This window comes from Pseudomonas sp. WS 5078, from assembly GCF_012985745.1.
Taxonomy (GTDB): domain Bacteria; phylum Pseudomonadota; class Gammaproteobacteria; order Pseudomonadales; family Pseudomonadaceae; genus Aquipseudomonas; species Aquipseudomonas lundensis_A.
Genome location: NZ_JAAQWX010000006.1, coordinates 134773 through 147482, shown reverse-complemented (window position 1 = coordinate 147482; position 12710 = coordinate 134773). Strand labels below are relative to the sequence as shown.

The following is a 12710-nucleotide window of genomic DNA, read 5'->3' as shown; positions in this document are numbered from 1 at the left end:
GGGGTCAATCCTGTAAAAAATGAGCGTTACTTGAGCAGCAAATTGCCTTCAATCGGCACGTAGCGCGTGGCCGCGCGGATCAAGGAGTTGGCGGTCAGGCCCGGCACGCCGTAAGCCACGGTTTCGACCCCGTGCTTGCTGGCAATGCGCTCGAGCAGCAGGTCGAAATCGCCATCGCCCGAGGCCAGTACCACTTCATCCACATTGGCCGCGGCGTCCATGATGTCGATGGTGATGCCCACGTCCCAGTCGCCTTTGGCCGAGCCATCACTGCGCTGGATATAAGGCTTGAGCTTCACCGTGAAACCGAGGTTGCGCAAAATTTGCTGAAACTGCTGCTGTTTGCTGTCACCACGGTCGATGGCGTACGCATAGGCTTCAACAATCTCACCGCGTTGGCTGATATCGGCCCACAGGGCGGCGTAATTGAAATGGCAGCCATACGCCTGGCGAACCGTGTAATAGAGGTTCTGCACATCTGCAAAGACTGCAATTTTTTTCACAGGGGACACCTCAAGGCGTCCAGGCAAATGGGCGCACGACTGAAAACAAGGGGGGCAGTATGCCAGCCCGCGTAAGGTTTGCGTGGATAAACCGCCCGCCGCGCCCGATACCGCCTGCGTCTTACAGCAACTTAAACACTTGCATTTGCTTGATGCCGGGCCTGATCGGTTAAAGTGGCGCACCGCTTTTGAATGCTGATACCGAACCATGAATCCGCTGACTGTTATTCGCGACTCCCTGTACTTCTTCCAGCGCAACCTGGGCCAGATTGCGACGCTGTGCTTGCCGCTGGTGATTCTTGAAGCCGTGCTGCAACAACTCGTCGACCATGCCACAGGGCCGGATGCGTCACCCGGCTACGGGTTGGTCGTCGGCTTGCTGGTGTACCCCATCTACACCGCGGCCCTGATCCTGTTTCTCGACGCGCGTAGCCGTGGCGAAAGCCCGCGCAACCGTGACCTGCTGGCCAGAGCGTTGCAGCTGTGGCCAAAGTTCGCGTTGCTGGCGGCCATCAGCACCCTGCTCATCGTGCTGGGGCTGTCGATGTTCTTTGTGCCCGGGATCTACCTGACCGTAGTGTTTGCCTTTGCCGAATACCAACTGGTCCTGCGCGACAAACCGCCGCTGGCCGCCTTGAAGTCGAGTTTTGAACTGAGCCGGGGCCACTTCTGGCGCATCTTCGTGTGCATTCTGGCGGTACTCGGACCCTTGATGCTGCTCAAGGAAACAGGGTTTTCGGTGTACCCGCGGGCCGAAAATCCGGTGTTGTCATTGGTGCTCGAAAGCATCAACAGCTTCTTGCAGTTGTTTTTATCGGTGGTCCTCTTCCGTTTATTTATGCTGATTCGAGAAACTTCCGATAAGTAATAGAAGGTTCACCTACAACTTAGACGGTGGGATGCCGCGCATGGGGCGCGTATGCTCTGCCTTCACTGCAACCTTTATAAGCCGAGTCCATGTCACGTCTTTTGCGTAATACCGTAGTGGGTTTCTTGCTGACAGCAGCGCTGTTGGCATGCCTGATCTACAGCCTGACGTGGCGTCCGGAGGCCAAAGAGGTACTGACTGTCAGTTGCCCCGCCAATGCGCCGGTGCTGGTGCCCGGTCAGGCGCTCAAGGTCATGACCTGGAACGTGCAATACCTGGCGGGCAAGCGTTATGTGTTTTGGTACAACCTGAGCGACGGCAGCGGGCCGGATACCCGGCCCAACCGCGAAGACATGGCTTTCAGCCTGGATCAGGTGGCGCGAATCATCCGCGATGAAAAGCCCGATCTGGTCTTGCTGCAAGAGGTCGACCAAAACGCCAAGGCCAGTGCCTATCAGGATCAGTTAAAACTGTTGCAGGAACGCCTGATCGACCTTTACCCCTGCAGCGCGCAAGCATTCACCTGGAAAGCCGACTTCGTCCCCGACCGGCATATTTTCGGCAGTGTCGGGCGCACCCTGGTGACGCTGAGCCGCTTCCAGATCGAACACGCCGAGCGCGTGCAATTACCGGTGGCCGAGGCCAATTTCGTCAGCCGCCAGTTTCAACCCAAACCCGCCCTGCTGGTCAGCTACCTGCCCCTGAACGATGGCGGGCAATTGGTGGCCATCAATACCCAACTCGACCGCCCGACGCAGAACAACAGTAACCTGCTTCGACAAATGCAAGCGACCGCTGCGGTGGTGGACAAGTTTGAGGGGTATGGCACCCCTTGGCTGATCGGCGGGGACTTCAACTTGCTGCCTATCGGCCAGTTCCTGCGCCTGCCAGCCGAATTGCGCACAGGTTACTCGCCTGACAGCGAGCTGCATTTGCTGTGGGAAAAGTACCCAATGATTCCCAGCAACCCTGAAGCGACCGGCATCGACCGCGAACTGTGGCTCACGCACTTCCCGAACAATCCGCGTGTCGAGGAGCCCGACCGTACCCTCGACTACCTGTTTTACAGCCCGAAACTCAAACGCATCGAGGGCTACGTGCGGCAGGAAGACACGCTCACCCTCTCCGACCACTTGCCAGTTACAGGCCGCTTTTTGCTGCCGCTGGATTGAATCGAGGCCGCCCGTGGGCGGCTACGTTTTTCTGGGTTTGATGCGCGCCGTGGCTTCGGCAACGAGTGGATCGTCGGGCCAGTAATGCTTGGGATAACGTCCTTTAAGGTCTTTCTTGACCTCGGCATAGGTGCTGCGCCAAAAGTTGGCCAAGTCCTGGGTCACCTGCACCGGACGTCGCGCCGGCGACAACAGGTGCAACTTGACCACCTGCCGCCCACCCGCAATCCGCGGGGTATCCGCCAACCCGAACAGTTCTTGCAGACGCACCGCCAAAATCGGTGGGTGTTCGCTGTAGTCCAGTCGCACCGATGAACCAGATGGCACTTTGATGTGATGCGGCGCCTGTTCTTCAAGCCGTTGCGGCAACGGCCACGGCAGCAAATTGTGCACAATGCTCGACAAATCGAGGCTGGCGAAGTGGCTGAGCCGCGAGACACGCCCCACGTACGGCGCCAGCCAGTCTTCCAGGCTGGTCAAGAGCGCCGCATCACTGACATCCGGCCAGTCACTCTGGCCGTGGGCCTCAAGGTCCAACTGACGCAACAGCCCTACCCGGGCTTGCCATTGACGCAGTTCAGGCGTCCACGGCAACAGTTCCAGGCCCTTGCGCCGTACCAGATTGACCAATGCCCGGGAACGCGCCGTTTCATCAAGGCCCGTCAACGGTTCGCGGCTCAGCACCAGCTCACCCACTTTACGTTGACGCTCTGCGCGCAGTACGCCTTCGCGCTCGTCCCAGTCCAATTGATCGACCACACTGACCTGTTCACTCAGCACACCGTCGAGTAACGCGGGATCAAATTCTGCCGCCAGGTAAATGCGTTCTTCGCGCTGTCCCTGACGGCTGCCCAGGTCGGCAATGACCAGCCATGGCTGCTTCATCAGTGCATCGACCTCGCTGAACAGCGCGGCCCGGCCATTGGCCAGACGGTATTCGGCACCGCCGGGCTTGCGCTGCTGGGCAATGCGGTCGGGATAGGCCAAGGCCAGCAAGGCACCGAGCCAGCGCGGGTGCTCGGGATCAGCCACCGGGCGCGTCGGTTTGCCGCGTAACTGCGCTCGGTACTGGCGCGCCAGTTGTCTGGCACGCTGTACGCCGCCCTGCCCGCCCCGCGTCGCGCGTGCCTCTGCGGCCAACAAAGCCAAACGGCTGTGCAGATCGGCACCGGCACCGCGGAGAATATCTCGCTCACCCAGCAGCGCTGCGACGTTACAGGCCATGTCCGCCAGCCCCCATGCCTGCCCGCGCAATAACAAGTGCGCGATACGCGGGTGCGCCGGCAACTCGGCCATTGCCTCGCCATGTGCCGTCAGGGTGCAGCCTTGATTCGACGACCGCTGCAAGGCACCCAGGCGTTCCAGCAGCTGTTGCGCCTGTGCATAACTGGACGATGGCGGCACATCGAGCCAAATCAGCTCGTGCGGGGTCACGCCCCAGCGCGCCAATTGCAGCGCCAACCCCGCGAGATCGGCCTGCAAGACCTCGGCACTGCCATAGGCCGCCAACTGCGCATGCTGGTCTTCAGACCACAATCGATAACACACGCCCGGCTCAAGTCGCCCGGCGCGGCCAGCCCGTTGCGTGGCGCTGGCGCGGGAAATACGCTGCGTGTCGAGGCGGGTCATGCCACTGCCCGGGTCAAACCGCGGGACACGCGCCAGCCCGGCATCAATCACCACGCGCACGCCGTCGATGGTGAGGCTGGTTTCCGCAATATTGGTGGCCAGCACCACTTTGCGCTGGCCCGCAGGCGCAGGCTCGATAGCCGCCCGTTGCGCGCCCAGCTCAAGATCACCGTGCAGCGGGCACAGCAGGATGTCGCTGCGCGATTCCAGCGCTTGTGCCAACTGTTGATAAACCCTGCGGATCTCTGCCTGACCCGGCAAGAACACCAGCAGACTGCCTGTCTCATCGTTGATGGCTTCCAGCACGGTCTGGACCACCCGTGGCTCGATGAACTCACCGGGCACAAACGGCCGGCCCCAGCGCATGGCAACCGGGTACATGCGCCCCTCACTGCGCAACACAGGCGCGTCATTGAGCACGCTGGCGAGCCGATCGCCCTCAAGCGTCGCCGACATCAGCAAGATCTTCAGCGGCAGCTCGTCACGAAACAACTCACGGCCGTTCAGGCTCAGGGCCAACGCCAGATCGGCATCCAGACTACGCTCATGGAATTCGTCGAAGATCAGCAGACCGACACCTTCGAGCGCCGGATCCTGTTGCAAACGCCGGGTGAGAATGCCTTCGGTGACCACTTCAATGCGCGTATCGGGGCCGACTTTACTGTCGAGGCGAATGCGGTAGCCCACGGTCTCGCCGACTTTTTCGCCCAGTTCGCTGGCCAACCGTTCGGCCGCGGCGCGGGCGGCGAGCCGTCGGGGTTCGAGCATCACAATCTTCTGCCCCGCAAGCCACGGCTCGTTGAGTAAGGCCAGAGGGACACGAGTGGTTTTACCGGCGCCGGGCGGTGCTTCGAGCACCGCTTCGTGACGTTCAGCCAAGGCAAGGCGCAGCGCGGGTAAAACTTCATCAATCGGCAGAGAAATCATGGTGGCTCCAGAACAGTGCGGCGAGTATAACGGCGAACAGTTCGGCATTAAGCACCGTCTTAGTGTTGGGTTTGGCCCTTCAACGTTTATGAGGTTTTGCTATGCGTATGTCTTCGCGTGTGATTGGTGGCGTTGTGATTGCAGCCCTGTTCACTCAACTGACTGCCTGCGGCAGTATTTTCTTCCCTGACCGCCGGGGTCAGATTGACGGCAAGATCGATCCGATGATTGCCGTGCTGGATGCCGTGGGCTTGCTGTTTTATGTGATCCCGGGCCTGATTGCCTTTGGCGTCGACTTTGCCACCGGCGCGATTTACTTCCCGCCAGGCAAGACCGCGCAGATCGCCCCGGAAAAACTGCAAGAAGCCATCGGCGCGGACGGCAAGGTGGATAACAGCAAGCTGCAAACCCTCCTGGAACGTGAACTGGGCGGCAGCTTTCCACTCAACGATCCGCGCCTGATCCAGCACACAGGCAGCGTGCAGCAATTGGCCCTTTACGGCCTTGCCCCCGCCGCCTGACACAAGGAACGTTCATGACCAGCAGCACGGAACACGCACGCCTGTTACGCCTCGCCACCCGCGCATCGGTGGCAGTGGCAGGTATTTTGATCGTCACCAAGGCCATCGCCTGGTGGCTAAGCGGCTCGATCAGCATGCTGGCCGGGTTGACCGACTCGTTGCTGGACGGCGTGACATCGTTTCTCAACCTGTTGGCCGTGCATTACGCCTTGCGCCCTGCCGACGACGATCACCGCTACGGCCACGGCAAGGCCGAGTCCCTCGCCGGGATGGCTCAGGCGCTGTTTATTGCCGTGAGCGCCGTGCTGATTGCGTTCCAGGCCATCGAGCGCCTGAAAAACCCCGAGCCTATTGGCGCACCATGGATCGGCATTGGCGTGATTGTGTTCTCGCTGGTAATGACCGTGGCGCTGCTGGCGTTGCAACACCGTGTGGTCAAGGCCACCGGGTCGAACGCGGTGCACGCCGACTCACTGCATTACCGCTCCGACCTGTTGCTCAATGGCAGTATTTTGGTCGCGCTGGTGATGGCCAGCTTCGGTTGGCCGCAACTGGATGCGTGGTTTGGTCTGGGTATTGCGGCTTATATCCTGTGGAGCGCGGTTCAAATCGCCCGTCAGAGTTTTTCCGTGTTGATGGATGAAGAGTTACCGACAGAAGTCAGCGAGCGCATGTTGGCACTGGCGTGCAGCGTGCCTGGCGTCCTCGGCGCCCATGACCTGCGTACGCGGATCTCGGGCAACATCTGGTACGTGCAATTGCACCTGGAGTTACCGGGCGAACTGTCGCTCTCAGTGGCTCATGGCCTCAGTGACCGCGCCGCCGAGGCAATCGAAAGCGTTTATCCACAGGCCGAAGTGCTGGTGCACGCCGACCCGCAGGAAGTGGTCAAACCCAACGATCAGTAGGTGACCTGGTAACCGCGACTGCTCAGGCAGTTGCCCTGGGCCTGCCGGTAGGTTTGCACCACCGCAGGTGAAGGCGCGTACGTGACGCGGGCCGGATCAAAGCCGCTCTGGTCCACGGCCCAGCGGTAACAGTCGTAGCGATCCTGATCCACTTGCGCCGGTGTCTGGCCACTGGCGGGATACGCCACGACGTCGTAGCCGTTGCTCACCGGTTGCGGCGCGGCCACGGGGACGGGCGCAGGGGGTGGCACCACGATGTAGTCCTGTGTTGCGGGCTGATAGGCGTAATAGGCACCCGCTGCGAGAAATAACAGCGAGCTGCCAATCCACACTTCACGCGCATAATCGGGCAAATAACCTACGCGAATCCCGTAGGGCGGCTGCACCACGACGTAACGCGGGCCGTGGGGGCGGTACCAATAACCGCCAGAGTATAAATAGTCCTGCCCGCGGTAAGGCACTTGCCAATGACGGTCGGGAAAGCGGTCAACTATATAGCCGGGCCGATACTGCGGCCCCGCTCCCCAGCCGTTGCCATGCCCGTCCGGCCTGCCCTGCCAAGGGTGGCCATTGGGACGCCCGTTGTTGAAGCCGGGGTTTGGGCCGTCGTTGGGCCGTGAGTGTCCTTGCCACTGGGAATAGTCGCCGGGACGGCGCGGAATATCCTGATAGTGACCTTGCCGTGGAGGCTGAGTCTGCTGCACGGCATCAGGCCGTGGCTGGATGCTCAGGTGACTGCCGGGCGGTGACGGGCGCACTTGCGGGTTTTCGCCTTGAGGACGGCTTTGCCATTGGCCACCTTGCGGCTGGCCATGGCCGCCAGCCTGCTGATTGTGTTCCGGTCGCGAAGGGGTCTGGCCCCCTTGCCCTTGAGGGCGATGCTCACCGCCACCGGGACGACCTTGCTGAGGGTTGCCTTCGCCCCGCTCATCAGCCAACAACTGAGCGCTGACACCGACACTGAGCACACTGACGACAGCCAAACGCCAGAAACGCGATTTCATGATGTTCCTCACTGCAGGTTGGGGCGTACGCATAAGACTGGAAATCCGGGAACCGGTTCGGCGGCAGGTTAGCAGGTCCGGCACTTATTTTTGGGCATAAAAAAGGGCGACCCGTCGGCCGCCCTTTGAATTTTTTCGTCCTGGCTCAACACGTGTGGTGTTGGCTCACCTCGCGCCGTCTTCTGGACAGTGCGTAGCCCGGGGGCCGGGGCAACCCTGTGGGGTTGGCGGCCGCGGCTGGCCTGATTCGGCGGGCCGCAGTGGACTCTATGTCCGGGCAGTGATTCTGGTGTAAAGCATAGGCCTGTAGAGACGGCACACGATTGCGAAGATTGCTCAATAAAACATTACTTGCGCAATTTTTGACTTAAGGTGGATACTTTCACGCAATAGTTATGACAAAGGGTTACTTCGTGAGCAAACTCGACCGATACGACTTGAGTATTTTGGCGGAATTGCAGCGTGATGCACGCATCTCCAATCAGGAACTGGCCGAACGCATCGGCCTCTCGCCTTCGCCGTGCTCAAGACGGGTCAAGCAACTTGAAGACGATGGCTACATCTCGCGTCAGGTCGCGTTGCTGGACCGTAAAAAGCTGGGGTTGAGCCTGACCGCTTATGTACTGATCGGCATGGACCGTCACACCCCGGAGCGTTTCGAGAACTTTGAATCCGCCATCCGCAGCCTGCCGCAAGTGCTGGAATGCAGCCTTGTGACCGGGGTTGACGCGGACTATCAATTGAAAATCGTGGTGCCGGACATGGACCACTATCAACAGCTGCTACTGGGGCATCTGACCCGGATCGAGGGCGTGACCAGCGTGCGTTCGAGTTTTGTGCTCAATCAGGTGCTTAACAGCACCGAGTTGCCGCTCACGCATTTGCGGACGTAAACCGTGCCTGACCGCTGCTCGCCAGCCGCTACAGGTCAATATCCGCAGCGGGCATTGGCGTATACTCGCTCGGCTTTTCACCCCCGATGACGCTGGAGAACACTGATGGATCCTGCCGTATTTGAAGAGTGGATGATGACGATTCTGGTCAGCATCCTGATCATGTTCATGGCCTTTATCGTCTGGGATCTGGCGAAGAAGTCCAAAGCCGGGCGCTTCGGCTCGTTTATCCTGTTTTTCGTATTGGGCCTGGGTGTGGCCGCGTTCATCATCAAAAGTGTGGTGATCGGCTTGATTGAGTCTGGCGCGCTATAGCCGTGCCGGTACTTCCCTGTAGTGCCCCTGCTCCAGCCCCTCGATGCTCCAGTCGCCAATACGCACGCGCACCAGCCGCAACGTCGGTAAACCGACAGCGGCGGTCATGCGCCTGACCTGACGGTTACGCCCTTCGCGAATCACCAGTTCCAGCCAGGCGGTGGGCACGCTTTTGCGAAAACGCACGGGCGGGTTGCGCGGCCATAACTGCGGTTCTTCAAGAGCCCGCGCCTCGGCTGGCAGCGTCTTGCCATCGTTGAGCACCACCCCTTCGCGCAGCTGTTGCAACTGCTCCGGGGTCGGTTCGCCCTCCACTTGCACCCAATACGTCTTGGGTAGCTTATGTTTCGGGTCCGCAATCCGCGCTTGCAACTGGCCATCATTGGTCAGCAGCAGCAACCCTTCACTGTCCCGGTCCAACCGTCCGGCAGGGTAAATGCCGGGGATGGGAATGAAGTCCTTGAGCGTCGCCCGCCCCCCTTCATCGCTGAATTGCGTCAGTACATCGAACGGTTTGTTGAACAGGTACAGCTTGGGTTCAGCAGGTGGCGCCTTGGCCACACGACGACCGGTGGTGTGTGCTTGAGGGCTTTTAGACGCCGGGCGGCGTGGGCCGGGACGAGCAGGACGGGACATGGCAAACCGGACATCTAGCGATCAGGGCGGGCAATGCTAGCCGCCTGATCGCTAAATGACCATCACCGATCAACGGAACGGCGGTTCGTCGAAGCTGCGCAATTTGCGCGAATGCAATGCGTGCAACTGATTACGCATCAAGTCCACGGCGGCAATGCCGATCTTCAGATGCTGGCTGACAGCACGCTCATAAAACGCGTTGGCCGAACCGGGCAATTTGATTTCACTGTGCAACGGCTTGTCCGAGACGCACAGCAACGTGCCATACGGAACGCGCAAACGGTAACCTTGCGCGGCGATGGTGCCGCTTTCCATGTCCACAGCCACAGCGCGAGACAGGTTGATCAGCGGGCGCTCCTGCGCCCAGCGCAACTCCCAGTTACGGTCGTCGTAGGTCAACACAGTGCCGGTGCGCAACCGCTTTTTCAGCTCATCGCCATGCTCGCCGGTGACCTGCGCCGCGGCTTCCTGAAGCGCCATTTGCACTTCGGCCAGGGCCGGGATCGGAATGTTCGGCGGCACCACGCGATCAAGAATGCCGTCGCGGCGCATGTAGGCATGGGCCAGCACATAGTCGCCAATGGTCTGCGACTGACGCAGACCCCCGCAGTGGCCGATCATCAGCCAGCAGTGCGGACGCAGAACCGCCAAATGGTCGGTGATGTTTTTCGCATTCGAAGGGCCGACGCCGATGTTCACCAGGGTTACGCCATGACCATCGCTGGCCTGCAAGTGATACGCCGGCATTTGGTAGCGGTGCCACACCACACCGGCCGCGATCGCCTGCGCTTCGCCGTAATCCATGGACTTTTCGATCAGCACATTGCCCGGCAGAACCATGCGCACAAAACGCGGGTTATCGCGCAGTTGCTCAAGGCCGTGGAGGATGAACTGGTCGACATAGCGGTGGTAGTTGGTCAACAGAATCCATGGCTGAACATGGCGCCAGTCGCTGCCGGTGTAATGCACCAGACGCCGCAGCGAGAAATCGACGCGGGCGGCATCGAACAGCGCCAGCGGCAATGGGTCGGTGTTTTCCCAGTCATACAGGCCGTCAGCGATGCCATCCGTGGCGGCCGACAAATCGGTGCTCGGGAACACACGGGCCAGCGCGGCGGCGGTCACGCCAGAGCCGGCGAGTTCATCGCCCTGTTCAACCACGTAGGGGTAAGGGATGTCTTGCTGGCTGACGCCCACTTCGATTTCAACGGTGAAATCGCGCATCAGCGGCACCAACTGCTCCAGCAAGTAATTACGGAACGCTGCGGGGTGGGTGACGGTCACGCTGTAGGTGCCAGGCAATTGCACCTTGGCATACGCGCGCGTGGTTGCAGGCACTTCGCCATGGAAGCGGTAGGTCAAGCGCAGTTCCGGGTAACGAAACAAGGCGCGCTCTTCGGCAGACGGCTCAATACGGTCTTTGAGATAACGCTTGAGTGCCAGGCTTAACGCCGTGGTCGCGCGCTCATGCAAGGCCGCGAGGCGGTCGACAGCCTCTTCAGCGGTGGAGACGACAATAAAAGCTTCAGTCACGATGAGCATCCTGTCTTCTGAACGGGCAGGCCGTTATCTTGCCTGCATCACTGAGCAAAACACAGCCCGTTACAGGTTGCGAAGGCCGTGACCAAGCAATCAACCCACGTGCGGCGTTGACCGCGCCACAATGGCCGCGACATTCAACCCGCGAGGCAAGGCGCCATAGGTTCGGCCGCTGCCTTGCAGGCGGCTGGCAATGAAGGCGTCACTCACGTCGCTGTTTCCAGCTTCCAGCAGCAATTTCGCCTGCAGCCCCAACGCGATGTCTTCTGTCAGTTGCCGCGCCCGGTATTGAATGTCACCCGTGTCCATGAACGCCGTCTTGAGCTGCACGATGTGCTGCGCCAGTCGCCGGTCGCCATGCCCGTCACCGAGTTCCAAAAACAACGCATCCAGCACTCCCGGCTCTTTGGACAAGGCGCGCAACACATCCAGGCACTGCACGTTACCCGAGCCCTCCCACGTTGAATTGACCGGAGCTTCGCGGTACAGACGCGGCAGAATGCTGTCCTCGACATACCCCGCGCCCCCCATGCATTCGGCGGCTTCATTGATCATCGCGGGCGCCCGTTTGCAGATCCAGTACTTGCCCACGGCGGTCACCAGACGCGAGAACTTCGCCTGCTGCGGGTCGTCGGGATGATCGAGTGCCTGGCCCATGCGCAAACTCAAGGCCAGTGCGGCTTCGCTTTCTAGCGCCAGGTCCGCCAGCACGTTTTGCATCAACGGCTGGTCCGCCAGCACCCGGCCGCCCACCCTGCGGTGCGCACAATGATGACTGGCCTGGGTCAATGCCTGACGCATCAAGGCGCTGGAGCCCACCATGCAATCAAACCGGGTCATGGCGACCATCTCGATGATGGTCGGTACCCCACGCCCTTCTTCACCCAGCATCCAGGCCAGCGCCCCGCGAAACTCAACCTCGCTGGACGCATTGGAGCTGTTGCCGAGCTTGTTTTTCAGGCGCTGGATGTAAAACGCGTTGCGGGTGCCGTCCGGGCGATGGCGCGGCAGTAAAAAGCAACTTAGCCCCTTGTCAGTTTGCGCCAGCGTCAGGAAACCATCGCACATAGGCGCCGAACAAAACCATTTGTGGCCCAGTAGCTCATAGGCCTGCCCCGGCCCCGGCGCGCCGACCGCAAAGGCACGGGTCGTATTGGCGCGGACATCGGTGCCACCCTGTTTCTCGGTCATGGCCATGCCCAGCGTGACACCGGCCTTCTGGCTGATGTCGACGTTGCGCGGGTCGTATTCGGTTGCGAGTACTTTGGGCAGCCAGATCTGCGCCACATCCGGCTGCAAACGCAACGCCGGAACGCTGGCAAAGGTCATGGTCAGCGGGCAACCACTGCCGGCTTCGGCCTGGGTATGCAGGTACGTCATGGACGCCCGGGCTACGTGGGCACCGGGGCGCGGGTCAGTCCAGGGCAACGACGGCAGGCCATGTTCAATCGCGGTGCGCATCAGCTCGTGATACGCGGGGTGAAACTCCACCAGATCGATCCGATGACCAAAACGGTCATGGCTGACAAACACCGGTTTGTTTTCGTTAGCCAGAAAGCCCGCGGTCATCAACGGGCCACCGGCCAGGGCGCCGTATTCATCGATGCGCGATTGCGCCCAGCCAGCGCCAAACCGCTGCCCCCAGGCTTGCAGCGGCTGATCGATGCGATACAGGTTAACGCCGTCCAGTGAGGGCGGCTGGTTGGTGACTTCGTGGGTTTCGGCGTACTGATGAAGATTCATTGCGCGGGCTCCTGGGAATCATGCCAATGGAGCCAGTGAAGCACGCATCGCC

The 12710-nt window shown here is 60.7% G+C and carries 12 protein-coding genes; 6 read left to right on the top strand and 6 right to left on the bottom strand.

Going from position 1 to position 12710, the window contains the following annotated elements; translation table 11 throughout:
- Positions 1-26: 26 nt before the first annotated feature.
- A complete protein-coding gene (locus HBN68_RS10585; protein WP_047279101.1) occupies positions 27-503 on the bottom strand; it encodes an NYN domain-containing protein in 477 nt (158 codons plus the stop codon).
- A 208-nt stretch (positions 504-711) separates the two neighbouring features.
- Here HBN68_RS10585 and HBN68_RS10580 point away from each other — a divergent pair, with 208 nt between their 5' ends.
- Both HBN68_RS10580 and HBN68_RS10575 read left to right on the top strand, forming a co-directional pair.
- Positions 712-1371 (top strand): YciC family protein, encoded by a 660-nt coding sequence (locus HBN68_RS10580; protein ID WP_169964005.1) that lies wholly within the window; start codon positions 712-714, stop codon positions 1369-1371.
- 89 nt (positions 1372-1460) lie between these two features.
- Positions 1461-2543, top strand: a complete 1083-nt coding sequence (locus HBN68_RS10575) for an endonuclease/exonuclease/phosphatase family protein (protein WP_094992195.1) — start codon at positions 1461-1463, stop codon at positions 2541-2543.
- Positions 2544-2564: 21 nt separating this feature from the next.
- On the opposite strand, the gene hrpB is transcribed toward HBN68_RS10575, so the two are convergent.
- Positions 2565-5099, bottom strand: coding sequence for an ATP-dependent helicase HrpB (hrpB, locus tag HBN68_RS10570; protein WP_169964002.1), 2535 nt, complete (start codon positions 5097-5099; stop codon positions 2565-2567).
- Between the two features lie 101 nt (positions 5100-5200).
- Here hrpB and HBN68_RS10565 point away from each other — a divergent pair, with 101 nt between their 5' ends.
- Positions 5201-5620 carry a polyribonucleotide nucleotidyltransferase gene (locus tag HBN68_RS10565; protein WP_094992193.1) on the top strand — a complete coding sequence of 140 codons (420 nt, stop codon included), beginning with the start codon at positions 5201-5203 and terminating at the stop codon, positions 5618-5620.
- A 14-nt stretch (positions 5621-5634) separates the two neighbouring features.
- Positions 5635-6528 carry a cation diffusion facilitator family transporter gene (locus HBN68_RS10560; RefSeq protein WP_094992192.1) on the top strand — a complete coding sequence of 298 codons (894 nt, stop codon included), beginning with the start codon at positions 5635-5637 and terminating at the stop codon, positions 6526-6528.
- On the opposite strand, the gene HBN68_RS10555 is transcribed toward HBN68_RS10560, so the two are convergent.
- Positions 6522-7532, bottom strand: coding sequence for a DUF6515 family protein (locus HBN68_RS10555; protein WP_169964000.1), 1011 nt, complete (start codon positions 7530-7532; stop codon positions 6522-6524). The two genes, HBN68_RS10560 and HBN68_RS10555, sit on opposite strands and share 7 nt — an antisense overlap.
- A 395-nt stretch (positions 7533-7927) precedes the next feature.
- On the opposite strand from HBN68_RS10555, the gene HBN68_RS10550 reads away from it, so the two are divergent.
- The gene (locus HBN68_RS10550) at positions 7928-8425 is read left to right on the top strand and encodes an Lrp/AsnC family transcriptional regulator (protein WP_169963997.1); all 498 of its coding nucleotides are present in this window, start codon (positions 7928-7930) and stop codon (positions 8423-8425) included.
- A 105-nt stretch (positions 8426-8530) separates the two neighbouring features.
- Positions 8531-8740 carry a DUF2788 domain-containing protein gene (locus HBN68_RS10545; protein ID WP_047273525.1) on the top strand — a complete coding sequence of 70 codons (210 nt, stop codon included), beginning with the start codon at positions 8531-8533 and terminating at the stop codon, positions 8738-8740.
- Here the strand turns inward: HBN68_RS10545 and HBN68_RS10540 are convergent.
- The 3 genes from HBN68_RS10540 to HBN68_RS10530 all read right to left on the bottom strand — a co-directional run bounded on the left by HBN68_RS10540 (position 8735) and on the right by HBN68_RS10530 (position 12658).
- Positions 8735-9301 carry a pseudouridine synthase gene (locus tag HBN68_RS10540; RefSeq protein ID WP_169964094.1) on the bottom strand — a complete coding sequence of 189 codons (567 nt, stop codon included), beginning with the start codon at positions 9299-9301 and terminating at the stop codon, positions 8735-8737. The genes HBN68_RS10545 and HBN68_RS10540 overlap by 6 nt on opposite strands.
- Before the next feature lie 144 nt (positions 9302-9445).
- Positions 9446-10918, bottom strand: coding sequence for an AMP nucleosidase (gene amn / locus HBN68_RS10535; RefSeq protein WP_169963995.1), 1473 nt, complete (start codon positions 10916-10918; stop codon positions 9446-9448).
- Between the two features lie 90 nt (positions 10919-11008).
- Complete coding sequence (locus tag HBN68_RS10530) at positions 11009-12658, bottom strand: acyl-CoA dehydrogenase family protein (protein ID WP_169963993.1); 1650 nt, start codon at positions 12656-12658, stop codon at positions 11009-11011.
- Between the last annotated feature and the right edge of the window lie 52 nt (positions 12659-12710).